The organism is Streptomyces avermitilis MA-4680 = NBRC 14893 (assembly GCF_000009765.2).
Classification (GTDB): Bacteria; Actinomycetota; Actinomycetes; order Streptomycetales; family Streptomycetaceae; genus Streptomyces; species Streptomyces avermitilis.
The window spans coordinates 6,415,182-6,439,616 of the sequence record NC_003155.5 but is presented as its reverse complement, the minus strand read 5'-3'; the positions used below and the strand labels follow the sequence as shown (position 1 = coordinate 6,439,616).

Below are 24,435 nucleotides of genomic sequence, written 5' to 3'. Positions count from 1 at the left end.
TCTCACGCGGGTCCCAAGATCCGCGGCCGAGGACGACGAGATGCGCGACCGGAGGACGACGACGATGACGGTGACCCTGGCGGACGTGGCGGCACGCGCGCAGGTCTCGCCCGCGACCGTGTCGCGTGTGCTGAACGGCAACTACCCGGTGGCCACGTCCACTCGGGAGCGGGTGCTGCGGGCGGTGGACGAACTGGACTACGTCCTGAACGGGCCCGCGAGCGCCCTGGCCGCCGCGACCTCCGACCTGGTCGGAATCCTGGTGAACGACATCGCCGACCCCTTCTTCGGGATCATGGCGAGCGCGATCCAGTCGGAGATCGGAGGGCCCGGCGGACGCGCGGGCGGCGAACGGCTCGCGGTGGTGTGCAACACGGGCGGCTCGCCCGAGCGCGAGCTGACCTACCTCACGCTGCTGCAACGCCAGCGCGCCGCGGCCGTCGTGCTCACCGGCGGCGCGGTCGAGGACACGGCGCACGCCGCCGCGGTCTCCGCGAAGCTGCGGAAGCTGGCGGAGGCGGGGACCCGGGTGGTGCTGTGCGGACGGCCGCCCGCGCCGGAGGCGGTCGCGCTCACCTTCGACAACCGCGGGGGCGGCCGGCAGCTCACCGAGCACCTCATCGGGCTCGGCCACCGGCGCATGGGCTATATCGCGGGCCCGGAGGAACGCACGACGACCCGCCACCGTCTGGAGGGCCACCGCGAGGCGCTCGAGGCCGCGGGCGTCGAGGACGACCCGCGGCTGACGGTCCTCGGCCGCTACGACCGCCGCTCCGGCTACGAGGCGACGCTCGAACTCCTGCGCCGCGACCCGTCGCTCACGGCGGTGGTCGCGGCCAACGACACGGTCGCCCTGGGCGCGTGCGCCGCGCTGCGGGATTCGGGGCTGCGCATCCCGGAGGACGTGTCGGTGGCGGGCTTCGACGACCTGCCGTTCGCGATCGACGCGGTACCGGCGCTGACGACGGTACGACTGCCGCTGACCGAGGCGGGCGCCCGGGCCGGCCGGATCGCGATGGGCCGCGAGGAACCACCGCCGGGCGGGATCGCCACGGTGCGCGGAGAACTGATGGTCCGAGGGTCCACGGGGGCACCGCGGGGGTGAGGGTGCGGGGGCGGGGGCGGGGGCGGGTGCCCCCGGTTCGCGAGCGGTCGTCGCCGGTACGTGAACGGTCGTCGCCGGTACGTGAACGGTCGTCGCCGGTACGTGAGCGGTCGTCGTCGGTACGCGAGGCCGAACCGCCCCGTCCGACCGCCCCCGATCCGCTGCGGTCGTCGCCGGTACGTGAGCGGTCGCTCTGGGCGGCTCTCGCCGGCCGATGGACGACGGGCCGAAGCGGTCGTACGCTCGGATCGCATCTCTGACTGAGTCAACTGTCTCCGGGGGGCGATCATGACCGTCCACGACATCCGCTCGTTCAACCGCTTCTACACGAACGTCATCGGCGCGCTGGACTACGGCCGCCACCTCTACGCCCCGTACACGCTCACGGAGTCCCGTGTGCTGTACGAGCTCGCGCACTCACCCCGCACCGACGCGGCCGACCTGCGGACCGAACTCTCCCTGGACGCGGGCTACTTGAGCCGCATTCTCAACAAGTTCGAGGACGACGGGCTGATCCGGCGCTCCCCCTCGGAGCGTGACCCGCGCCGCCGCCACATCACGCTCACCGCACGCGGCCGGGACGCGGCCGACCTGCTCGCCGAGCGGGCCCGCGCATCCGTCGGCGCGCTGCTCTCCACCGTGCCCGCCGCCGACCACCCCCGCCTCACCGAGGCGATGCGCACGATCCAGGAGCTCCTCTCCGCCGGCCGCCCGCCGCGCCGCGAGGACGTGCTGCTGCGCGAGCCGGCCCCGGGCGACCTCGGCTGGATCGTGCAGCGCAACGCCGCCGTCTACGCCGCCGAGTACGGGTGGAACACCGACTACGAGGGCCTGGTGGCGCGTATCGTCGCGGACTTCGCGCAGGACCACGACCCGCATCTGGAGCGGGTGTGGATCGCGGAGGTGGACGGCCGTCCGGCGGGCTGTGTGATGTGCGTACGGGACGAGGCACCCGGCGCGGCACGCCTGCGCCTCCTCCTGGTCGAACCCGACGCACGGGGTCTGGGCATCGGCGACCGCCTGGTGAGCGCGGTGGTCGAATTCGCGCGCGGTGCGGGCTACCGCGAGGTGCTCCTGTGGACCAACGACGTGCTGTCCGCCGCCCGCCACATCTACCAGCGCCACGGTTTCGTCCTCCTCGCCGAGAAGCCGCACCGCTCCTTCGGCGCGGACCTGGTGGGGCAGGACTGGCGGCTGGACCTGCACGAAGCACATGAGTGACGGACGGGATCACAAGGCATAGGGTCCTCAGGCATGAAACTGGCCTTCTCCACCCTCGGTGTTCCCGGCCTCCCCGTCCCCGACGTCGTACGGCTCGCCGCCACGCACGGCTACCACGGTGTCGAGCTGCGCGCCCACCCCGAGGAACCGGTGCACCCCGGCCTCGGCCCGGCCGAGCGGGCCGAGGTGGCCGCCGCGTTCAGGGCGGGCGGCATCGAGATCCTGGGCCTGGCGGGATACGCGCGGGTCGCGGCGCCGGGCGACGACGACCCCGTCCTCACGGAGATCCGCGGACTCCTCGACCTGGCCCGCGACCTGGGCGCCCCCTTCGTACGCGTGTTCCCCGGCGCGGTTGCGGAGCAGAGCCGCGCGGAAGCCGACGCGACGGCGGCCCGGCGGCTGGGCACGGCCGCGGAGTACGCCGCCGACGTCGACGTACGGATCCTGCTGGAGACCCACGACTCCCATCGCACCGGCGCCGACGCGATCCGCGTCCTCGGCCCCGTCGGCCACCGCCACGCGGGCGCGCTGTGGGACGTGATGCACACCTGGCTGGGCGGCGAACAGCCCTCCTCGACGTATGCGGCCCTGGCCCCGCACCTCGGATACGTGCAGGTGAAGGACATCGCGTCCGCCGAGGACACGACCCCGCTGCCGCTCGGCACCGGCGTCCTCCCGCTCGCCGAGTGCGTGGAACTGCTGTCGCGGGAGGGGTGGGACGGCTGGCTGTGCTGGGAGTACGAGAAGCGGTGGTACGAGCAGGCGGCGCCGCTGCCCGGTCTGCTGCGGGCGGGCCGGAACCACCTGGCCCGGCTGCTCAACGAGTCGGCGTAACACGCACCCCGACCGCACGGCCATAACCGGCAGCTCCCCTGCGATGTCCGGCAACTCCGCTGCTTTGAGGGCTGATTACCCTAGAATTCCGGACATGGAAGGGGCCAACCTGGCGATCGCTCTCGTCGGCTTGATTGCCACGGTGGCGTCCACGTACTTCGCCTGGGTTCCGCTGCGGAACCGGGGCGGTCCCGGCCGGCGCCGCGGTCGCGACCCGGGCCCCGACCCCGCGCCCCGCCCCACCCCTCCGCCACCGCAGGCACAGACGCAGGGCCCGTACGACGTGTTCGTGTCGTACGCGGACGCGGAGGCCGAACGCCGCGGAGCGGCTGGCGGAGCGGCTGCGCGAGGCGGGCGTGTCGGTCTTCCTGGTGCGCTGGGTCGAGCCGGGGCTGGTCCCCCTGCTGGAGACCGAACGGGCCCTGGTGGGTGCGACCCTCGGAGTGCTGCTGTTCGGACCCGGAACGATGGCCGACTCGCGGATCAGGGAGGAATACGCGGTCCTGCTCCAGCGCGTCCACGGAGGCGGTTTCCGGTTCGTACCGGCGCGGGCCGGGAGCGTCGAACTCCCGCCGTTCGCCGACATCCGCCGGCCGGTGGATCTGCGGGAGCCCGGCACTCCGCGCTACGACGGCGAGGTCGCCCGGCTGGCGGACACCGCACTCAGGCTGCGGCGAAGGACGGACGTCTGAAATGGGCGGGCGTCTGAAAGGGACGGATGCCTGAGATGGACGGACGGCTGCGATGGTGGTGACCCGGCCGTGGCGGCTGCCGCGCAGCACGGAGGTGCGCGAAGTGCGTCGCGGGCGGTACGGGCGGACCGTGCTGGCCCGGCTCGACGGCGAGGCCGGTGAAGTCGGCGAAGTCGGTGACCTGGTGGCGGTGCGCTATATACCGGCCGGGCTGCTGATCCACCGCCCGCGGGCGGAGGCCTTCTGGACGGACGTCGCACGGCTGACCGGCCTCGAAGCGCCCGAGGCGGTCCCGTTCCGGCAGTACGTTCACGCACCCGGGTTCACGGCCGCGTACACCCGTTCGGCCGGGGCGGTCGAGGCGGTCGGCGGTGCGCTGGTCAGCGACGCGGTCGAGGGCGTCACCCTGTCGCGGGTGCTGGACCGGCACGGAGCCCTGCCCCCGGCCGCCGCGCTGCTCGTCGTCCACAGGGCGTTGCGGGCGCTGGCCGCCGCACACGGGCGTGCAGTGGTCCACGGTGACCTGCGGCCCGCCAAGGTGCTGATCGACGCCGACGGGGTCCCGGCCGTGACCGGCCTGGGGCTGGCCGCGCTGACCACCGGCGCCGCCGGGCTGCGTGCGCCGGAGCTGTGGCGAGGCGGCGGGGCCGCGACGCCCGGCGGCGACGTGTACGGGACGGCCTGCGTGCTCCACCTCTGCCTGACCGGCGAACTCCCTTTTCCTGTACGGCAGTTGTTCAGTCTGATGGCGCGGCACACCACGGCGCAGGTGCCGATGGAGGCAGTCCCCGGGCCGCTGCGCGCTCCGCTCGCCGCCGGGCTGACCAAGGATCCGGCACTGCGGCCGGGCGCCGAGGCCCTGCTGGCCCACCTGGAACGGACGGCGCGGACGGCGCTCGGCCGCGACTGGGAGGAGCGGGGCGGCTCGGCGCTGAGGACCCTCGCCGCACCCCTGACCGAGGCGCTTCCTCTGACATCGCCGAGTGCGGAAGACCGTCCACACGCCGACTCATCACACGAAGGTGTGCTGATGATGTGACAACAGGGCGGAAGGAGAGGCTCCTCCCTTACCTTGGTCGCTCCCCGGAGCCGACGACTCGGTCCGACCGCCGCGCGCAGGAGGTCCAGCGGTTGAACGACGTGTTCCTCTCCTACGCGGCCGCCGACGCCGTCTGGGCCACGAAGCTGGCCGAACATCTCGCCGGGCACGGGCTGTCGGTGTTCTTCGACCAGTGGAGCATCGAACCCGGCCAGGTGGTGATCCACGAGCTGGAGGCAGCTCTCCTCGCGTCCACCAACGGAATCGCCGTGATCAGCCCGGCGTCCGTCCGCTCGGCCCCCGCCATGAACGAGTACGCGGTGCTGGCGGGCGCGTCGGCCACCCACGGACTGCGGTTCATACCGGTGCTGCTCGGGCAGGTGGCCGCGCCTCCGTTCGCCGCCCAGCGCGTCTGGCGTGACTTCAGCGACGCGACCGGCCAGGAGTTCACGGACAAGGTCGCCGAACTCGCGGCCGTCATCGCCCGGCGCCCCGCCCCCACCGGCGCCGGCGCCGCGTCGTCCCGGGACAACCTGGCCGCCGTCCACCCCTCCCCGCCCCGGCCGCTCACCGCACCGGAAGAACCCGCCTTCGTCGTGTGCTGCGCGCCCGCCGACGCCGCGTACGGCGGGCGGCTGACCGAGCAGCTGCGCGCGGCCGGGCTGCCGGTCTGGTCGACGGGGGATCTGCGGCCCGGGGACGCCCAGTTCTGGACGATCAGACAGCAGCTCCGGTACGCCGTGGCAGTCGTCGTGGTGATGACTCCTCAGTCGCAGGACTCCGACGACGTCACCCGCATGATCCTGGAGGGCCAGGTGCACGGGCGGGCTTTCGTCCCCGTCCTGCTGGACGGTGAGGTCAACTACCACCTGGCGGCCACCTGGCATGTGGACGCCCGTCACGGGGGCCTGCTCGACGAGGCCGAGCTCGGCCTGTTGCGCCTGCTGCACGAGGACGTGACACAGGGCCGACCCGCCCGCCTCCCCGAAGCGGCCCCCGCCCGGGGCTCGGCCCCGGCCGTCCGTATGACGACACCCGCCGTAGGTATGGCGCCGCCGGCCGTCCGTATGACGACACCGGCGGTACACACGACGGCTCCGGAGATACGCACGACGGCTCCGGCGGCGCGCATGACGGCCCCGGCCGCGCTGGAGCGGCTGCGCGCCCACCTCGCCGAGGACGAGTACGAGCATGCCGACCTGCTGACCACCCGGCTCGTCCTGGAGACGGCGGGCCGCCTCGGCGAGGGCTGGTTGAGCGAACGGCACGCCGCCGCACTGCCGTTGGAGCTGCTGGCCGGCATCGACGCGCTGTGGACCGCCCACTCCCACGGCCGGCAGGGCTTTGGGCGCCAGCGCGCACTGGCGCCCATGGACCGGGGCGGGCGGGGTTCGCGCTTCCCCGACCTGGGCGCCGCGCTGGGCTGGCGCGACTCGGCCGAGGCCGCCGTACCCCGGCTCTACCAGGACTTCGCACGGCGGGCGGGACCCGGCAGACGGGCCGGGTTCTTTCCCACGCTGCGCGATCCGGGCCGTGAGAACAACCCCGACTGGTACGACCGTTGGAGCTCAACCGTGCTGGCGGTGCACGCACGGCTGCGAGAGTGGAAGGCCGCCCCATGCTGACTCTGTTCGTGTTGCTGGTCCTGCTGTCGGCCGCCGGGTGGATCGGCTGGACGGGGCGCGTCGTCGTGCCGGCCGACCATGTCGGCATCGTCAAACGGAACTTCGGCGCCGCACACTCCGACCCCTCGTTCAAAGAGGTCAACCCCGACAACGCACGCGGGGTACGGGCCCGCACACTGCTCCCCGGCGGCTTTCACTGGCTCACACCGCTGCTGTACTCGGTGGAGTGCGTGCCCAGGCTGCACATTCCGGCAGGCATGCTCGGCCTGGTCTCGGCCACCGAGGGCCGTACCCGGACCGAAGGCCGCCCGCTCGGCCGGCACGTCGCGTGCAACAGCTTCCAGGACGGCGAGGCGTTCCTCCGCGGCGGCGGCGAGCAGGGCGTGCAGGTGACGACGCTCAGCGGCGGCCAGTCGTACTACATCAACACCAGGCTGTTCCGCGTCGAGACGGTACCGCGCACCTATGTGCCGCCGGGCACGGTCGGCCTGGTCCAGGCGCAGGCGGGTGCCGTCCGGCCCCCCGACCAGCGGTTCGGCCGGCACGTCGAGTGCAACAGCTTCCAGGACGGCGAGGCGTTCCTGCTCGGCGGCGGTGAGCAGGGCAGGCAGCTGGCCATCCTCGGCGGCGGGGCGTACTACGACATCAACCCGGAGCTGTTCGACGTCATCACGGTCGACAACGTGACGGCCTCCCGCGACGGACTGACCGAGGCCCACCTCCAGGACGTGTCCATCGAGGAGGGCTGCACCGGGGTGGTCATCACGCTGGACGGGGCCGAGCCCCGCCAGGACACCACCGGCACGGTCGCACCTCGGGTGGAGGGCCACGGCAGCTTCCGTCGGCCCTGGGTGTTCCTCGCGAAGGGCGGCGAGCGGGGCATCCAGGAGGAGACGCTGGGCGAGGGAACCACCTACTCCCTGAACCCCTGGTTCGTACGGGTGATGCTGATCCCCACGCGCGTCCTGTACCTCACGTGGCACAACAAGCGGGAGTCCGAGTCCGACAACTACGACGCGGACCTCGGACAGATCACCGTCAACGTCCAGGGCTTCGACCTGGACGTCGACCTCACGCAGAACCTCCAGATCCCGCGCGGCGTGGCGCCGCGCCTGGTCAGCCAGTTCGGCGGCGTGCGCACCTCCGGACTGGGCGGCCTCGTCGACGACCCGACCCCCATGCAGCGGTTCGTCAGGAACGTGCTCGGCAACACGGTCGCCGGGTACTTCAACGAGATCGCCGTGACGAGTTCGGTGCTGGAGTTCCTCGGCACCTACCAGGACATCCGCAAGGACCTCACCGACCAGGTCACGCACGCGCTGGAGAAGTGGGGCGTGGGCATGCAGGGCACCGCCCTCGGCAGGTTCATCCCCCGGGATCCGTCCCTGCTCGAGAAGCTCAAGGAGAAGTTCGCCGAACAGGCGCGGCTCGCCAACCTCGAAGTGGGCGTGGAGCAAGCCAAGTTGAAGGACCTGATCGACACGTACGAGGCGCTGGCGGAAGCCCGGCGCGTCGGCCTCGAACTCCAGAAGGAAGTGGAACTGCTGGGCCGGGAGAACGTCACGCTGATCCGCGTCGTGGGGGAGTTCGCCAAGTTCGACGTCCCGCAGTACGTCGGCGGGGGCGGCGACATCTCGGAATACGTCCAGATGCTGCCGCTGACCGTCAAGCAGGACCTCCTGGCCCGGCTGCGCAACCTGCACGGGGGGCGGCCGGTCGACCCGGGCCAGGAGAGGCCGGTACTGACGAAGGAATCCGACGCCATGGACGACGACACGGACGACACGATCGACGGTGACGTCCGCCTCGTGGACTGAATCACGTGCCGTGGATCATCTTCTTGATCTCAGGCAGCGTCCAGTCGGAGTCGACGTCGATGAAGATGACGTCGTCGGACGACTGTTCCAACGCGATGGCGATGGCGGGGTCCACTCCCTCGATCGCATAGGCGGTCGTCGAGGTCGGCGTCGTTCGACCGTCGCTGTCGTCGTTCGGCGTGTCGTCGCACGGCGGAAGGGTGGCGGCACCGAGTTCGTCCCCGAGGGTGAAGTCCCTGGCCGCCGAGCCCGCGTACGTGCGGCTCTGGTACTCGACCAGGTACGCGCAGGACGACGCGGACGCGCCGCCGTCGGACGACGTACAGGCGACGGACATCGTGACCAGTAACGCCGCCGGCAGCATCCACACGGATCCGGTCCTGCCGATCGGGAGTACGGCTTTCATCGCCACGGCCTTCATCTCTACGGCCTTCATCTCTACGGCCTTCATCGGTACGCCTCCTCTTGGAGCGTTTCCGCTTCCGTGGACGGTGCGGAGGCCGCACATCACCGTCCGGCCTCATGAATACCGACGCCGCGGAGGTCCAAGGTGTTCGGGCCGCCGGAACGTTCTTTCCCGGGCGCCAGTGACGTCAGCGCCACCCCGCCCGCCAGCAGCGCCGCCGCGCCCCAGCGCATGGGACCGATCGGCTCCCCCAGGAACAGCGCCGCCGACGACATGCCGAAGACCGGGACCAGGAGGGAGAAGGGCGCCACCGTGGACGCGGGGTGACGGTGGAGCAGCCAGCCCCACGCCCCGAAGCCGAAGACCGTCGTGATCCAGGCGACGTAGAGGATGACGCCCGCGCCCTGCCAGTCGAGTGAGCCGAGCGCGTTCAGGTCGGCGGACGGCCCCTCCGTCAGCAGCGACAGCCCCAGCAGCGGCACGACCGGCACCGTACTCACCCACACCATGAAGTTCAGCGGGTCCGGCGGGGACGCCTTGCGGGTGAGGACGTTGGACGCGCCCCAGCAGACCGCCGCCCCTATCACCAGGGCGAAGGCACCGAGCGGGCCGCCCGTGCCCTCGTCGACGGCCGCGAGCCCCACCCCGCACAGGGCGACCGCCATGCCCGCCAGCCGTATGCCGGTGGGGCGCTCACCCAGCGCCGCGAAGGCGATCAGCGCCGTGAAGACCGCCTGGATCTGGAGGACCAGGGAGGACAGCCCGGCCGGCATGCCCGCGTCCATGCCGATGAAGAGCAGACCGAACTTCGCGACGCCGAGCACCAGCCCCACCGCCACGATCCACTTCCACGCCACCTTCGGGCGGCCCACGAAGAAGACCGCCGGAAGCGCGGCGGCGAGAAACCGGAGGGCGGAGAAGAGCAGCGGCGGGAAGTGCGCCAGGCCCACCTCGATGACGGTGAAGTTCACGCCCCAGACGGCGGCGACGAGGACGGCGAGGCAGATGTGAGCGGGTCGCATGCGTCGAGGATCACGCCCGGAGACCGTGAAGCACCAGCGATGATTACTGCATGGTTGGATGAAGCATCCCTGATGAAAGGGACTCACGTGCTCGATCTCCAACGGCTGCGCGCCCTGCACGCCGTCTCCGTCCACGGGACGGTCGGCGCCGCCGCGGCCGCCCTCGGCTACACACCGTCCGCCGTGTCCCAGCAGATCGCCAAGCTGGAACGGGAGACCAGGACCGTACTCCTGGAACGGCAGGGGCGCGGGGTGCGTCTCACCGAGCAGGCCGAGCAACTGGCTGCCACGGCACAGGAGTTGCTCGCCATCGTGGAGCGGGCGGAGACGGAGCTGGAGGAGCGGCGCGGGCTGCCCGCGGGGCGGCTGACGGTGGCGGCGTTCGCGAGTGCGGCGCGGGGGCTGATGCCGGGTGTGCTCGCCGACCTGGCCGCGCGGCATCCGTCGCTGGACACCCGTCTGACCGAGGTCGATCCGCATCTGTCGGTCGACCTGGTCGCCAAGGGCGCGGTCGACGTCGCGGTCGCGCACGACTGGGACATCGCGCCGCTGCCGGCCCCGCCGGGGGTGGAGCAGGCGGTCATCGGGGACGACCTGTGCGATCTGCTCGTCCCCGCCGGGCATCCCCTCGCCGGCCGGGCGTCCGTGCGACGTGCGGAACTCGCCGGTCAGCGCTGGATCTGCCAGCCGCCCGGCCGGGTCTGCCACGACTGGCTGGTGCGGACCCTGCGCGCGGCCGGCTGCGAGCCGGACATCGTCCACCAGGCCGACGAGAACCCGACGCTGGTCGCCCTGGTCGCGGCCGGCCTCGGCATCGCCCTGATCCCCCGCCTGGGCCGCGGCCCGCTCCCCGACGGAGTCGTCGCGGTGCCGCTCGCCCCGATGCCCGTACGGCGCCTGTACGCCCTGTGGCGCGCCGGTGCCGCACGTCGGCCCGCGATCGCGGAGACGGTACGCACGCTCCAGGCCCACTGGACGGAGGAGCGGACGCCGGCCCACCAGGGTGACGTGTGAGCCCGCACCACGCCCGGCCCGCGGGCCCGCCCGCAACACGCCCGCCCCACCGCCTGCGCGAGCCGAGCCGGGGCGGCACACCCCGCCCGTCCCGCCGGTCACCCCCGTACCGACTTCCCGGCGTCCCGCGAAACCCGGGAACCCGGCCCCGCCCCGCTTCGTCCAATGCGCATGCTGCCGGATGAGTCTCCGCGGTGCGGTGTCGGCCTCGCTGCTGGCTGCGAATGCTGACCTCCCTCTCCGCCGCACGCGGCCGGCAGCACGCCGTCACCGGCGCGCCCCCCTCCGACAGCGCCGGTGACGGCCCCTTACCGGGCTGCGGCCCCATCCCGCGTTACTGTGCACCCTCTTGACTGGAAGAAACTTCCCGGATATTCGTGACCCCTCGGAAGTTTCCTTCATGAGGGAAGGTGCGCAGATGCGCGACTCCGGCACGGGAAGCACGGGAAACACGGGAAACACGGGAAACACCGCACAGCCGTCCAGACGTACCGTCCTCGCCGCCACCGCGGGTGCCGGCGCCGTTCTCGCCGTCAGCGGGACCGCACACGCCGGCCCGAGCGGCGACCGGAAACTCCGCGCCCTCATCTCCCGTATGACGCTGGAGGAGAAGGTCGGGCAGCTCTTCGTGATGCGGGTGTACGGCCATTCGGCCACCGCGCCCGACCAGGCCGACATCGACGCCAACCTCAAGGAGCTCGGCGTACGGACGGCCGCCGAGCTGATCGCCACGTACCGCGTCGGCGGCATCATCTACTTCACCTGGGCGCACAACACCCGCACCCCGCACCAGATCGCCGACCTGTCCAACGGCATCCAGAAGGCCTCCCTCGACCAGCCGCGCGGACTGCCCGTCCTGATCGCCACCGACCAGGAGCACGGGATAGTCGCGCGCGTGGGAAAGCCCGCCACCCTCTTCCCCGGCGCGATGGCCATCGGCGCCGGGGGCTCCCGCTCGGACGCCCGCACGCTCGGCCGGATCGGCGGCGCCGAGCTGCGCGCGCTCGGCATCCTCCAGGACTACTCCCCCGACGCCGACGTGAACGTCAACCCGGCCAACCCGGTCATCGGCGTACGGTCCTTCGGCGCCGATCCGGACGCGGTGGCCGGTCTGGTCGCGGCGGAGGTGAAGGGGTATCAGCAGTCCGGCGTCGCGGCGACCGCCAAGCACTTCCCGGGGCACGGCGACACCGCCGTCGACAGCCACTTCGGCTTCCCGGTCATCACACACAGCCGCGAACTGTGGGGGGAGCTCGACGCGGTCCCCTTCCGGGCGGCCGTCCGGGCCGGCATCGACTCCATCATGACCGCGCACATCATGGTCCCGGCCCTGGACGCCTCCGGCGATCCGGCGACGCTCTCCCGCCCCATCCTCACCGGCATCCTGCGCGAGGAACTGGGCTACGACGGGGTCGTGGTGACGGACTCCCTCGGCATGGAGGGCGTACGCCAGAAGTACGGCGACGACCGCGTGCCCGTGCTGGCCCTGAAGGCCGGTGTCGACCAGCTCCTCAACCCGCCGTCGATCGACATCGCGTGGCACGCGGTGCTGAACGCGGTGCGCGGCGGCGAGCTGACCGAGGCCCGCCTCGACGAGTCGATCCTGCGCGTCCTGCGGCTGAAGTCGAAGCTCGGGCTGCTGCACGACCCCTATGTCACCGAGCGCGGCGTCGACCGGACGGTGGGCACCCCGGAACACCTGCGCGCGGCGGACCGCATCGCGGACCGTACGACCACGCTGCTGATCAACAAGCAGGGCCTGCTCCCGCTGTCCCGCCGTACCCGCCCGAGGGTCCTCGTCGTGGGCGCCGACCCCGCGTCACCGTCCGGCACCGACGGACCACCGACCACCGTGCTCGCCGCCGCCCTCACCGAGCTGGGCTTCACGGCGACGGCCCTGTCCACCGGCACGGCACCGTCGACGGCGACGATCGCCAAGGCGGTGGCGGCGGCCGGGAGCGCCGACGCGGTGGTGGTGGGCACGTACAACGTGACGGCGGGCAGTTCTCAGCGCACCCTGGTGAACAAGCTGGTCGCCACGGGCGTCCCGGTGGTCGCGGTCGCCATCCGCAACCCGTACGACGTGGCCCAGCTCCCCGACGTCGGCGCCTGCCTGGCCTCGTACTCCTGGACCGACGTCGAACTGCGCGCGGCGGCCCGGGTGATCGGCGGGCGGGTGACACCGCGGGGGAAGCTTCCGGTGGCGGTGCAGCGCGCGGACGCGCCGGAGCAGGTGCTGTATCCGATCGGGTACGGGCTGACGTACTAGCCCTACGCCGCTTATCCGGCGCAACGCCCCCAACTGTCGCAAAGCACCCCGGATGTCTGGCGTGGACCCGTGTCGCGGGTCACGCTGGACCGGGGGTGCATCGGGGGAATGACCATGCGAGCGAGACCGGCGCTGCCGGGCGGGCTGCTGACGGCTGTGCTGACGCTCCTGTCGGCGGCGGTGGTCTCCGGGTGCTCGCAGCAGTCCGGCGGCCAGGCCGGTCAGCCGACACAGGGGACGACGTCCACGCGGCCCTCGGGGTACGGGGCGGTGTTCCTCGCGGTCGACGAGTGCAGTTCCTTCGGGACGACGAGCTTCACGGAAGTGCCGTGCACGAGCGAACGGGCGGCGGCGCGGGTGATCGCCCGGTACGACGGGAAGCCGTCGGACGGCCCGGCCTGCCCGGCGACGACGGACTTCGTCCTGCACATCAGCGAGACGCGGCCCGCGTCGGACGAGGACGGGGACGGCGCGGTGCCGCGGGGATACGCGTGCATGCGCAATCTGGAGCCGCCGCACCCGGGTGATCCCGGGGGCGGGGGCGGCCCGCGCACGATCGTCGGCGACTGCGTGTACGGCGCGGGCCGGGGCGAGGTCCGCGAGACGTCGTGCGACGGCAAGGGCAGGAAACCCCCCGAGTACCGGGTGACCTCGGCGGTCCCGAAACGCTCCGACTGCCCGAGGTCGACAGCGCTGTACGTCCAACTGGGCGGCCCCACCCCGGTGGGCTGCGCCCGGCCTGTGTGAACCGACGGCTGAGAGACGAGCGGCACCCGGCGGGCGCGAGGTGGACGGCGCCCGGCTGATGCGGGGTGGGCGGCGCGAGGCGGCCTGCGCCAACCGGTGCCAGGCGGGCGGCATCCGGCCGATGCGGACGGGCCACGCCGACCGGTGCGACGCGGACGGCGTCCGGCTGTTGCAGACGGGCTGGGCGGCGTACGGTGCCGGGGCTCGCCGGTCACCGTCGTCGGGGGTCCGCGCCCGTCAGGGTTGCGCACCCGTCAGGGTTGCGCGCCCGTCGGCGGCCGCCAGTCACCACGGCCGGGACGCGCGCCCACCAGGGACGCGCGCCCGGCGCAGCGCGGCACGGTCGGCCGGCGCGGCGCGGTCCGGCGTTTCGCCGGACCGTGCCGCGACGGCGCGGTCGGTCGCGTTACGGGCGCAGCGTCGGTTCGCGGTCCACGTCCCGGCGGTCCAGCTTCGCGTCGTACTTCGCCAGGGGCTTCGCCGCCGACGGGTCCGCCTGGACCGCTGTCGAGGCCACGCCCGCCCACTCCAGGATGCGGGCCGTCGCCAGCGCCTTCTCGTCGGCGACCAGGCCCGCGACGTTGGCGCCGTGGTTCAGGCCCGGTGCCGCGAAGACGTACGAGTCACGCGCGCCCGCCCCGAGGCGGAAGCGCTCCGCGCCCCACGGGTCGTTCTGGCCGTAGACGAACAGCATGTGCCGGGCGTGGTGGCGCACCCAGCCGTCCACGTCCCGCATCGCCCCCGGCTGGAACTTCATCGGGATGGAGCGCGGAACGAAGTTCCGAGGAGGCTGGTAGCCGTAGCGGACCAGCTTCTTCTCGATGTACGGGAAGTGGATCGTCGGCGCGCCCAACTGCGTACCCGCCTGGTAGTAGTACGGCGTGTACGTCTCCAGGCCCTGGTCGGCGTAGGCCGAGAACCCGGAGATCGTGTCGACCGAGTCCCAGATCGCGTCGTCCGTCGCGTGCGCCGCGTCCGCCGGGATCGCGTCGCAGTCCGACAGCAGGCTGTACTGCCAGAAGCCCCAGACGTAGTCGAGGACGACCGCCTCGTACGCCTTGTCGAGGCTGCCGATCGTGGTGAACGTGTAGCCGTTGTCGGCCGCGTACGCCGCGTACTTCTTCTCCAGCGGCTCCCGCCGCACCAGCGCCTCGCGCTGCACGGCGTTCAGCTTGTCGCGGCACTCCTTGGTGCCGACGTTCGCGAAGAAGCGGTCGTACGCCGAGTCCTCGTCGTTCACGACGTCGTTGGGGGCGACGTACGCGACGACGCCGTCCATGTCGCGCGGGTAGAAGCGCTCGTAGTACGTGGCGGTCATGCCGCCCTTGGAGCCGCCCGTGGACAGCCACTTCTGGCCGTAGACCGCCTTGAGGGCCTTGAAGATGCGGTGCTGGTCGCTGGCCGCCTGCCAGATGTCGAGCTTGGACCAGTCGGCCGGGTCGGGCCGGGACGGGTTGAAGAACCGGTACTCCATGGAGACCTGGTTGCCGTCCACGATCTGGGTGGGCTCGCGGCGGCTGGGGGTCGTGGAGACGTTGTAGCCGCCGGTGTAGAAGACCGTCGGGCGCGAGGTGTCCTTGTGCAGCACGGTGATGCGCTGCTGGAACGTGCCCTTGGACGGGTGCCGGTGGTCGATCGGCTGGGTGTAGTTCAGGACGAAGAAGCGGTAACCCGTGTACGGCTTCTCCTGGATCAGGCTCATGCCCGGTATCGCGAGCAGCCGGTCCTTGATGTCGGTGTCGGCCGCACTGGCGGAACCCGTGGCCTCCGGCTGAGCGGCGGTGGCCGCCCCGGCCGTGCTCAGCGTGCCTATGAGCACCGCGAGCGCCAGCAGCCATCTGAGCGCCTTGCGCATACACCCTCCCCTGGAAATTACGCAGATGTCCGCCGGAACTTAGCGGAATCAACTGGCGTAACACCAGGGAAAGTTGGCCGAACCTGTGAAATGGCTCAGCAGAGGATCCAGCCCGAGCTGACCGAGGCCGACCCGACGCGCCCCTTGATCCACACGCAGCGGTGTCCGGCGTGAACCGTCACCGGGCCCGCGTGATGCGTGTAGTGGCCCTGGTCGACCACGGGCCGGTTGCCGCGTGCCTGCACGCTCACCGACATCCACCTCGGCCCGCTCCGCTTCTTCGGGAAGGTCATCGCGCACACGTATCCGTTGCGCTTGAAGACCTGTACGGAGCCGGTGGAGAAGGAGAGGGTACGGACCTTGCGCCCGGAGCAGTGGTCGGCGGCGGCTGCCTGTGCGCTCACCGGACTCGCCAGGGCGAGCAAGCCGGACGCGGTCAGTACTGCCGTGCCCAGCGCCAGCCGCCGACGTATCGCACCTTTGTCCACTGTGGTCCCTCCCGCCGCAAAACAGCGTACTGATGTACGGACGCACGGCGTACACCGGATGGTTGCGCCCCGGTTGTGCGCCCAGGCGTGAAGGCCTTGCGCATCGGGCGCCCCCAGCGGGCGGAGGCCAGACGCCGCCATCAGGAGGGAGACGGGCGCCGTCGTCAGGCAGGACACGGGCGCACGCCCGTCAGGCGGAGACGGGCGCACGTTCGACGGGCGAAGGCGCGCGGAGACGGGCGCCGTCGTCAGGCGGAGGACGCCACCGGCTCCCCTGGCTCGGCCGCTCCGACGAACGTCCGCCACAACTGCGCGTACCGGCCGCCCAGCTGGAGCAGCTGCTCGTGGGTGCCGTCCTCGGCGATGCGGCCGTGGTCCATGAGCACGACCCGGTCCGCGCGGGCCGCGGTCGTCAGGCGGTGGGCGACCACCAGGGTCGTACGGCGGCCGGCGACGCGGTCGGTCGCCTGGTTGACCACGGCCTCCGTCGCCAGGTCCAGCGCGGCGGTGGCCTCGTCGAGGAGGAGGATGTCCGGGTCGACGAGTTCGGCGCGGGCCAGGGCGATCAACTGGCGTTGTCCGGCGGACAGGTTGCGGCCGCGCTCGGCGACCTCGTGCAGATAGCCGCCGTCGAGCGTGGCGATCATGTCGTGCGCGCCGACCGCGCGAGCGGCGGCCTCCACCTGGGCGTCGGTCGCGTCGGGGCGGCCGTAGGCGATGGCGTCCCGGACGGTGCCCTGGAACAGATACGCCTCCTGCGGCACGACGCCCAGCCGGTGCCGGTACGACGTCAGGTCGAGGGCCCGCAGATCGGCGCCGTCGACCGTGACCCGGCCACCCGTCGGGTCGTAGAACCGCGCGACCAGCTTCACCAGCGTCGACTTGCCCGCGCCGGTCTCACCGACGAAGGCCACGGTCTGCCCGGCGGGGATGGCCAGGGAGACCTCCCTGAGGGCCTCTTCGTCGTCCCCGTACGCGAAGTCGACGTCCTCGAAGACGATGTCACCGCGCAGCGAGAGCACCTCGAGCGGCTCGTCCGCGGCCTTCGTCGACGTCGGCTCCTGGAGCAGCTCCTGGATCCGGCCCAGCGACACGGTCGCCTGCTGGTAGCCGTCGAAGACCTGGGAGAGCTGCTGCACGGGCGCGAAGAACAGGTCGATGTAGAGGAGGTACGCGACCAGCGCACCGGTCGTCAGCGTTCCCGCGTCGACGCGGTGCGCGCCCATGATCAGGACGGCGGCCGCGGCCACCGACGACAGCAGCTGTACGAACGGGAAGTAGACCGAGATCAGCCACTGCCCGCGGATACGCGCCCTGCGGTAGCTGTCGCTGCCGTCCGCGAACCGCTGCCGGCCCGACCGCTCGCGCCGGAAGGCCTGGAGGATCAGCAGCCCGGAGACCGACTCCTGAAGGTCCGCGTTCACCGCCGACACCCGCTCGCGGGCGAGTTCGTACGCCTTCACACTCGCCCGGCGGAAGAAGAACGTGGCGATGATCAGCGGCGGCAGCGTCACGAACACCACCAGCGCGAGCTGCACGTCGATCACGAGCAGCGCGACCATGATGCCGAAGAAGGTGACCACGGAGACGAACGCGGTGACGAGCCCCGTCTGGAGGAACGTCGACAGCGCATCGACGTCGGTGGTCATCCGGGTCATGATCCGCCCGGTCAGCTCCCGCTCGTAGTAGTCGAGCCCGAGTCGTTGCAGCTGCGCGAAGATCTTCAGCCGGAGCGAGTACAGGACCCGCTCGCCCGTCCGGCCCGTCATCCGCGTCTCGCCGATCTGCGCGGCCCACTGGACGAGCACGGTGAACAGGCCGAGCCCGGCGGCGGCCCACACCGCGCCGAGGGCCATCCGGGTCACCCCCTGGTCGATGCCGTGCCGGATCAGCACCGGAAGCAGCAGGCTCATCACCGCGTCGACCGCGACCAGGCCGAGGCTGATGAGCAGCGGCGCCCCGAAACCGCGCAACAGCCTGCGCAGCCCGTACGACTGTTCGGGCGTGACCGCGCGCGCCTCGTCGATGTCGGGGCGGTCGCCGGCCGGGGGCAGCGCCTCGACCTGGGCGAGGAGTTCGGGAGTGGCGGGCATTCCGGCGAGCGCGGTGTCCTTGGGCTCGCGGTCGCCGGTCCACAGGTGCGGAGTGACGCCCCGCTCGGCGTCGAACTCCGCGTCCAGTTCGTCCCGTACGGAGGTGTCCTCCCGCACCGGGAAGGGCTGGGCGTGGCCGGGCGAGACCCCGCCCAGCTCGTCCGGGTCGGTGAGCAGCCGCCGGTACAGGGACGAGCGCTCCTGGAGCTCCTCGTGCGTGCCGATGTCGGCGAGGCGGCCGGCGTCGAGGACGGCGATGCGGTCGGCGAGGTTCAGGGTGGAGCGGCGGTGGGCTATGAGGAGCGTCGTACGGCCCCGCATGACCTGCTGGAGCGCCTCGTGGATCTCGTGTTCGACTCGGGCGTCCACCGCGGAGGTGGCGTCGTCGAGGACGAGCAGGCGCGGGTCGGTGAGGATGGCGCGGGCGAGGGCGACGCGCTGGCGCTGGCCGCCGGAGAGGGTGAGGCCGTGCTCGCCGACCTTGGTGTCGTACCCGTCCGGCAGCTCGGCGATGAAACGATCCGCCTGGGCGGCACGGGCCGCGGTCTCGATCTGCTCCCGGGTGGCGTCCGGGCGGCCGTACGCGATGTTGGCGCGCACGGTGTCGGAGAAGAGGAAGGAGTCCTCGGGGACGAGCCCGATCGCGGCCCGCAGGGACTCGGTCGTCAGCTCGCGCACGTCGTGGCCGCCGACGAGGACCGCGCCGTGGGTGACGTCGTAGAAGCGGGGCAGCAGCAGCGACACGGTCGACTTGCCGGAGCCGGAGGAGCCGACGACGGCGAGGGTCTCGCCGGGGCGGATCTCGAAGCTCAGCCCGTCGAGGACCGGGCGGCCCTCCTCGTAGCCGAACAACACGTCGTCGAACTCGACGGTCGCGGGCGCGTCGGACGGAAGGGTCTTCTTCCCGTCCTCGATCGACGGCTCGGTGTCGATCAGCTCCAGGACCCGCTCGGCGCCGGCCCGGGCCTGCTGCCCGACGGTCAGCACCACGGCGAGCATCCGCACCGGTCCGACGAGCTGCGCGAGATACGACGAGAAGGCGACGAACGTACCCAGCGTGATCTGACCGCGCACGGCGAGCCAGCCGCCGAGCGCGAGCATCGCGACCTGGCCGAGGGCGGGGACGGCCTGGAGAGCCGGGGTGTACTTGGCGTTCAGGCGGATGGTGCGCAGCCGCCCCGCGAAGAGCCGGCGCCCGACCTCCCGGAGCTTCCCGGTCTCCTGGTCCTCCTGCCCGAAGCCCTTCACCACGCGTACGCCGCTGACCGCGCCGTCGACGACACCCGCGACGGCGGCGGCCTGCGCCTGCGCGTACCAGGTGGCGGGGTGGAGCCTGGAGCGGCTGCGCCTGGCGACGAACCAGAGGGCGGGGGCGACCGCCAGCGCGACCAGGGTGAGCGGCAGCGAGAGCCAGGCCATGATCCCGAGCGAGATCAGGAAGAGCAGGACGTTCCCGATGGTCATCGGGAGCATGAAGAGGAGGCCCTGGATCAGCTGGAGGTCACTGGTGGCGCGGCCGACGACCTGGCCGGTGGACAGCTCGTCCTGCCGCCGCCCGTCGAGCCGGGTGATCGTCCCGTACATCGCCGTGCGGAGGTCGTGCTGGACGTCGAGGGCGAGACGTCCGCCGTAGTAGCGGCGGACATAGGTGGAGGCGTACACGAGGACGGCGGCACCGATGAGCGCGCCCGCCCAGGGGGCCATGTCGCGGGTGTGGTTCCCGACGACGTCGTCGATGATCACCTTGGTGATCAGCGGGACGAGCGCCATGACGGCCATGCCGGCGAGCGAGGAGCCGAGCGCGAGGACGACGTCCTTGGGATACCGCCAGGCGTATCCCGCGAGCCGATACGCCCAGCCGCGCGGCTCCCCCTCGTGCGCTGTCTCCCCCTCGTGCGCTGTCACGCCGGTGCCTTTCCGTCCGTCCATCCGTCCTGATCTTCCGGAAGGCACCAACGCACAACGAACCGGATTTCATCCCTCCGCAACAATCGGCGGGCTTGCACGCAGGGAGTACGCAGACCTGGGCGCCCAGTGAAGGACAGTTCACCAGGCGCAGCGTCTTCCGGTCGAGGGCGTCGGAGAAGCTGTCGAGGGTGACGGAGGACGAACGGGCTCGGTCCGCGTGAGCGCGAGCGTGGGCGGACCCGGCGGCGGACAGACAGGTGGCCGCCGCCGGGGCCGGCGGTGACGTCAGCCGGTGGCGGGCACCGCCGGGAACGCCTCCTTGGGCGTGTCCGTGGGCACGTACCGCTGGACGCTCGCGCTGCTGGTGGCCGGCACCAGGTCCTTGTGGATGGCCTTGGCCACGGCCTGGATGGTGTCGACGCCGTAGTCCATGGTGCTGTTGCCGTGGGTGAGCACGGTCATCGTGTAGTCGTGGCCGCCGCCGTTGAAGGTGCCGACGCTGTGGACGCGCCAGCCGTGCGTCGCCCGGGACAGCCAGCCGTTCTTGACGTGCACGGCGACGGACGAGGGCGCGCCGGCCGGGGTGCCCCAGCGCTGCGAGGAGACGACCTTGCCCATCAGCTTCAGGATGTAGGCACGGGAGTTGTCGGTCAGGACGGAGTTCTTGGCGGTGACGAGGGCGAGCAGCTTCTGCTCGTCGCGGACCGTGATCTGGGTGAGGCCCCAGTAGCCGTCCGCTCCCGGCTTCGTCTGCGTCATCCCGGCGGCAGCGAGGAAACCTTTCACCTTGGTCACGCCCAGCTGCCTCCACAGTGTGCTGGTCGCGGTGTTGTCGGACTTGGTGATCATGTCCGTGGCGAGGTCGGTCTCGCGCGACGTGAGATAGCGGTTGTGCTTCTTGGCGTCCCACAGCAGCGTGGCCAGCACGGTGACCTTGACGACGCTCGCCGAGTCGTAGGCGGTGCTGGAACGCAGGGTGCAGCTCGTCTTGGTGGTGCGGTCGTAGAGGCCGACCGCGATCGTGCCCTTGCGGTTCGCGAGAGCCGCGGTGATGTCGCTCTGGAGCTTGGCGGCCAGGCCTGCCTTCTCCGAGGTACAGCTGACCTGGGGTGTCCCCACGGCAGCGGCGGGCGTCGCGGCGGCCGCGAGCGGTATGAGCATCCCGGCACCGAGGCTCACTGCGAGCACACGGGCACCCCGGGACATCCGGTGAGTCATGAAGGCTTCCCATCCCCTTGAAGCGGTACGAGCGCGCCACGGGCGCACTCGCCTCCCTTGACTCACGGAGATGACCGAAAGTTGTACGCGCGTTCCACGGACAGGGGTTCGGTGCGGCCCGAGTGTTGTGCGCACCCGGGCCGACGCCTGCCCTCCGGCCGTGCGCGCCGCACCAGACGCGAGGGGATCAGGCGCGGGTGAAGCGGACGCGGGTGAATCAGACGTCTGTCGCAGGGCTTTCGGTGTCGTCCTCGGGGCCTTCACCGGCCGGCCCGGGGAGCCGGGCGCCCCTGCTCTCCGCGATGCGGCGAACATCGCGGAGTGCCTCGGCCATACGGGCCGCCAGGAAACGGAGTTGCGCGGCGGTGGCCTTGTGGTCGGCGAGCATGTCGGCGGCGTGGTCGAGGATCTGGGCCGCCATGCCCAGCTGCACACTCTCGACGCTGTCGGCCATGCGGGAGACGTATCCGGTCCCGTCGCCGACGACGTAACAGGGCTTGCCTTCCGGGCCGGACCACGGGAGCAGCCGCACGGTTTCCGTCCGGTCGCTGGTCACGCGGGCACCTCCACACGGTGGATGATCCGCGGGCCGATGTCGATGCCGTGAATGATCCGAGGGCCGACGTCGATGCCGTGCACGGCGAGCCACAGGGCGCGTCGCCGGGCTCGCTGCCGCCGCGCTTCCTCGCTCCGCTCATGGGCGACGAGATAGGGGCGGACCATCGCGTTGTCCTCGCCGCGCAGGGGGCGGGACCCGTCGCGACGGGCGGTCCGTCCAGGGGCGTACGAGGGGGTGGGGCGTCGGTGCGCCGGGGCGGTGACCGCGCGGCGACGGCGTCCCGTGCCGGGGAGCAGAAGCCGCAGCAGCGGCTCGAAGAGGCGGGCGATACGGTGGCTCATGTCGTCAACTCCGTTGGGTTCGTTGATGGCCACGCCCCCGGACCGGTCGCTCGGTCGCGGGGGTCTCGCTTTGTGTGGCGATCCACTCACAGAGTGCGACGGGCCGGGCTAGGCTCGCCAGAGGGCGGGGTGTGACCAGGCATTTGTCACAAAGGAGTTGGCCATGACCAGCACGTACGGTGACTGGCTGAAGCAGCAGCGCGAGACGGCGGGACTGACGCAGCAACAGCTGGCCGACGCGGCGGTCATGACGCGCTCGCACATCGCGCACATCGAGGCGGGCCGACGGACCCCGTCCAAGGAGGACGCGCGACGCCTGGACGAGGTCCTGAACACAGGGAATGTGCTGAGCAGCTTTCTGCCGCGGGAGGACGCGGCGGTCGCCGACTACTTCGAAGCGGCGCTGCTGCTCGAACAACAGGCGGTGAGGATCAACGAGTTCGCCCTGTCGTTCGTTCCGGGCATCCTCCAGACGGAAAGGTACGCACGTGCGGTTCTGAGCAAGTCCTTCCCTCCTGCGAGTGATGAGGAATGTGACAGGCTCGTTGTCACACGCCTTGAGCGCGCGAAGATTCTCGATGCCCCGGGGGCGCCCGTAGTCTGGGCGACGCTGGACGAGGCGGTGCTACGTCGCGTCGTGGGCGGGCGAGAAGTCATGGCGGAGCAGCTCATGCACCTCGTGTGCTTGGCAGAGTGTCGCCGGGTCCGCGTCCACGTGCTGCCGTTCGCACTGGGCTTCCATCCGCTGATGGAGAGCATGCTCAGTCTCATGTGGTTCGAGGACCAGCCGCCGGTGGCGTACAGCGAGGGCCTCCGCATGGGAAAAGTGCACGACTCCCCGTCCGTGGTTCAGGAGTTGCAGGGTCGCTACGCTCTCGCGTTGAGCGACGCACTGCCGCTGAAGGAGTCAGTGGCTCTGCTGAGGGCAACAGCGAAGGACTACGGACACCATGGCTGACCAGATAATCCCGAACGCCGCGACGCTGCGAGGCTGGCGCAAGTCGTCCTACAGCAACAGCGAGGGCGGCAGCTGCCTCGAGGTGCTGGACGGCCACCCCTCCGGCGTCCCCGTCCGCGACTCCAAGGTCCCGCACGGGCCCGCGCTGGTCTTCTCGCCCGCCGACTGGGCATCGTTCGTCACGGCCGTCAAGGACGGCGAGTTCCCCGCCTGAACAACCGGCGACGCCCGGTTGACCAGCACTACGCAAGACCGGCGCTACTGGTCGTCGCGGTCGAGGTACACGTACTGGTCGATGTCCAGCGACGCCCCGGCCTCGGCCAGCCAGGCCAGCAGGGCCGCGCTCAGGAAGATGCCCTTCTGCTGCGGGTCCTCGGGGTCGGTGAACTCCTGGACGACCACCAGGCAGACGTCAGCCTCCCCGGAGCCGGCCAGCCGCCCCAGGGCCGCGGCGAACTCCGGCCCCCACCCGAGGACCACCGGTTCGAGATCCTCCGGCCGCCCGGGCCCGCCCGCGGCCAGGACGTGCCGGATCCAGGTCGCATGCGCGCGCGGCGGCGACTGGGGGCGTCTGCGGCTGCCGATCGCGGTCGCTTCGTCGGGCCCTGTCCCCAGCCGCGCGGAGATCTCCTCCGGTTGCAGGGACTCGCTGACCACCCTCAGGTACATCCGGAACGCGCTCACGGCCGGTACCTGTGTTTCGTCGGAACGGTCAAGCATTCCCGGCGGAGCCCCGTTGACGTAGCCGCGAATCTCATACATACCCTGACTGCCTCCCTGAACCAGCGTGTCACGGTTCTGCCGCATGAATTGACGATGAGCCGCCCACACGCTGTGAGCGGCTCTTCATCATTTCCTGCTGGTCAGGTCACGGGCTACGGAGCTCCTATGCGTAGAAATTCACCATAGATTCGATGCAGCAGAACTGCATACCGAAAATGGGCGTCGACAACTTCTCGCTCTTCCGTGGTCGCGCCTTCGCCGAATCGTTCCAAGCGAGAGATGATCCCTTCAAGCAAACCCATGACGTCCCCCCGGGCCGGCTTGAATATCCCCTCGTCGACAAAAAGGATCACCTGGGTCACATGTTCGTCAGCGAGAGCTAGGTCGCCATGAATGAGTGCCAGGTTCTCGCCTGCGCGCAACACATTCTCGCCGCGGCGTAGACCGGGGAACGGCAAGCGTCGCCAGAGAGCGTAGTCCTCCATAAAGTCCGACAACGAC

At 71.3% G+C, this 24,435-nt stretch carries 22 protein-coding genes; 13 read left to right on the top strand and 9 right to left on the bottom strand.

Translation table 11 applies throughout. From position 1 onward, the window contains the following. The first annotated feature begins 64 nt into the window (after window positions 1–64). From SAVERM_RS27425 to SAVERM_RS27395, 7 genes are all read left to right on the top strand, one after another. A complete protein-coding gene (locus SAVERM_RS27425; RefSeq protein WP_010986716.1) occupies window positions 65–1,105 on the top strand; it encodes a LacI family DNA-binding transcriptional regulator in 1,041 nt (346 codons plus the stop codon). A gap of 288 nt (window positions 1,106–1,393) precedes the next feature. Continuing rightward, complete coding sequence (locus SAVERM_RS27420; protein ID WP_010986715.1) at window positions 1,394–2,326, top strand: bifunctional helix-turn-helix transcriptional regulator/GNAT family N-acetyltransferase; 933 nt, start codon at window positions 1,394–1,396, stop codon at window positions 2,324–2,326. Window positions 2,327–2,359: 33 nt separating this feature from the next. Then, window positions 2,360–3,160 (top strand): sugar phosphate isomerase/epimerase family protein, encoded by an 801-nt coding sequence (locus SAVERM_RS27415; RefSeq protein WP_010986714.1) that lies wholly within the window; start codon window positions 2,360–2,362, stop codon window positions 3,158–3,160. A gap of 356 nt (window positions 3,161–3,516) precedes the next feature. Next, window positions 3,517–3,852 (top strand): hypothetical protein, encoded by a 336-nt coding sequence (locus SAVERM_RS44945; protein WP_063823071.1) that lies wholly within the window; start codon window positions 3,517–3,519, stop codon window positions 3,850–3,852. A 52-nt stretch (window positions 3,853–3,904) separates the two neighbouring features. Continuing rightward, a complete protein-coding gene (locus tag SAVERM_RS27405; protein ID WP_010986712.1) occupies window positions 3,905–4,891 on the top strand; it encodes a protein kinase domain-containing protein in 987 nt (328 codons plus the stop codon). Between the two features lie 101 nt (window positions 4,892–4,992). Continuing rightward, complete coding sequence (locus tag SAVERM_RS27400) at window positions 4,993–6,516, top strand: TIR domain-containing protein (RefSeq protein WP_242432153.1); 1,524 nt, start codon at window positions 4,993–4,995, stop codon at window positions 6,514–6,516. After that, window positions 6,510–8,333 carry an SPFH domain-containing protein gene (locus tag SAVERM_RS27395; protein ID WP_107083038.1) on the top strand — a complete coding sequence of 608 codons (1,824 nt, stop codon included), beginning with the start codon at window positions 6,510–6,512 and terminating at the stop codon, window positions 8,331–8,333. The genes SAVERM_RS27400 and SAVERM_RS27395 overlap by 7 nt, the downstream gene beginning before the upstream one ends. 1 nt (window position 8,334) lies before the next feature. Here the strand turns inward: SAVERM_RS27395 and SAVERM_RS43765 are convergent, their stop codons facing one another. After that, window positions 8,335–8,784, bottom strand: coding sequence for a DUF6281 family protein (locus tag SAVERM_RS43765; RefSeq protein WP_048894318.1), 450 nt, complete (start codon window positions 8,782–8,784; stop codon window positions 8,335–8,337). A 56-nt stretch (window positions 8,785–8,840) separates the two neighbouring features. Next, complete coding sequence (locus tag SAVERM_RS27385; protein WP_010986708.1) at window positions 8,841–9,761, bottom strand: EamA family transporter; 921 nt, start codon at window positions 9,759–9,761, stop codon at window positions 8,841–8,843. A gap of 87 nt (window positions 9,762–9,848) precedes the next feature. Here SAVERM_RS27385 and SAVERM_RS27380 point away from each other — a divergent pair, with 87 nt between their 5' ends. The 3 genes from SAVERM_RS27380 (at window position 9,849) to SAVERM_RS27370 (ending at window position 13,791) form a co-directional block, all read left to right on the top strand. After that, entirely contained in the window at window positions 9,849–10,775 is a 927-nt protein-coding gene (locus tag SAVERM_RS27380) for a LysR family transcriptional regulator (protein WP_010986707.1), read from the top strand. Between the two features lie 418 nt (window positions 10,776–11,193). After that, window positions 11,194–13,044, top strand: a complete 1,851-nt coding sequence (locus SAVERM_RS27375; protein ID WP_010986706.1) for a glycoside hydrolase family 3 protein — start codon at window positions 11,194–11,196, stop codon at window positions 13,042–13,044. A 114-nt stretch (window positions 13,045–13,158) separates the two neighbouring features. Then, complete coding sequence (locus SAVERM_RS27370; protein WP_010986705.1) at window positions 13,159–13,791, top strand: hypothetical protein; 633 nt, start codon at window positions 13,159–13,161, stop codon at window positions 13,789–13,791. A gap of 406 nt (window positions 13,792–14,197) precedes the next feature. On the opposite strand, the gene SAVERM_RS27365 is transcribed toward SAVERM_RS27370, so the two are convergent. The 6 genes from SAVERM_RS27365 to SAVERM_RS27340 all read right to left on the bottom strand — a co-directional run bounded on the left by SAVERM_RS27365 (window position 14,198) and on the right by SAVERM_RS27340 (window position 22,253). After that, window positions 14,198–15,646, bottom strand: a complete 1,449-nt coding sequence (locus SAVERM_RS27365; RefSeq protein WP_010986704.1) for a S28 family serine protease — start codon at window positions 15,644–15,646, stop codon at window positions 14,198–14,200. 95 nt (window positions 15,647–15,741) lie between these two features. After that, the gene (locus SAVERM_RS27360) at window positions 15,742–16,134 is read right to left on the bottom strand and encodes a hypothetical protein (protein WP_037649837.1); all 393 of its coding nucleotides are present in this window, start codon (window positions 16,132–16,134) and stop codon (window positions 15,742–15,744) included. Between the two features lie 248 nt (window positions 16,135–16,382). Continuing rightward, on the bottom strand, window positions 16,383–20,156 hold the full coding sequence (locus SAVERM_RS27355; protein ID WP_010986703.1) for an ABC transporter ATP-binding protein: 3,774 nt from the start codon (window positions 20,154–20,156) through the stop codon (window positions 16,383–16,385). 264 nt (window positions 20,157–20,420) lie between these two features. Continuing rightward, window positions 20,421–21,353 (bottom strand): serine hydrolase, encoded by a 933-nt coding sequence (locus SAVERM_RS27350; RefSeq protein WP_010986702.1) that lies wholly within the window; start codon window positions 21,351–21,353, stop codon window positions 20,421–20,423. A 217-nt stretch (window positions 21,354–21,570) separates the two neighbouring features. Continuing rightward, window positions 21,571–21,909, bottom strand: a complete 339-nt coding sequence (locus tag SAVERM_RS27345; protein ID WP_010986701.1) for a hypothetical protein — start codon at window positions 21,907–21,909, stop codon at window positions 21,571–21,573. Then, complete coding sequence (locus SAVERM_RS27340) at window positions 21,906–22,253, bottom strand: hypothetical protein (protein WP_078234514.1); 348 nt, start codon at window positions 22,251–22,253, stop codon at window positions 21,906–21,908. Before SAVERM_RS27340 ends, SAVERM_RS27345 begins: the two co-directional genes overlap by 4 nt. Before the next feature lie 163 nt (window positions 22,254–22,416). Here SAVERM_RS27340 and SAVERM_RS27335 point away from each other — a divergent pair, with 163 nt between their 5' ends. Together SAVERM_RS27335 and SAVERM_RS27330 are read left to right on the top strand one after the other, a co-directional pair. Next, entirely contained in the window at window positions 22,417–23,211 is a 795-nt protein-coding gene (locus SAVERM_RS27335) for a helix-turn-helix domain-containing protein (RefSeq protein ID WP_037649840.1), read from the top strand. Beyond that, on the top strand, window positions 23,204–23,425 hold the full coding sequence (locus SAVERM_RS27330; RefSeq protein ID WP_010986698.1) for a DUF397 domain-containing protein: 222 nt from the start codon (window positions 23,204–23,206) through the stop codon (window positions 23,423–23,425). Before SAVERM_RS27335 ends, SAVERM_RS27330 begins: the two co-directional genes overlap by 8 nt. Window positions 23,426–23,469: 44 nt before the next feature. Here the strand turns inward: SAVERM_RS27330 and SAVERM_RS27325 are convergent, their stop codons facing one another. Then, window positions 23,470–23,895, bottom strand: coding sequence for a DUF4279 domain-containing protein (locus SAVERM_RS27325; protein ID WP_107083045.1), 426 nt, complete (start codon window positions 23,893–23,895; stop codon window positions 23,470–23,472). A 230-nt stretch (window positions 23,896–24,125) separates the two neighbouring features. Between SAVERM_RS27325 and SAVERM_RS27320 the strand changes: the two genes are divergently transcribed. Beyond that, entirely contained in the window at window positions 24,126–24,317 is a 192-nt protein-coding gene (locus tag SAVERM_RS27320; RefSeq protein ID WP_037649842.1) for a hypothetical protein, read from the top strand. The last annotated feature ends 118 nt before the right edge of the window (window positions 24,318–24,435 follow it).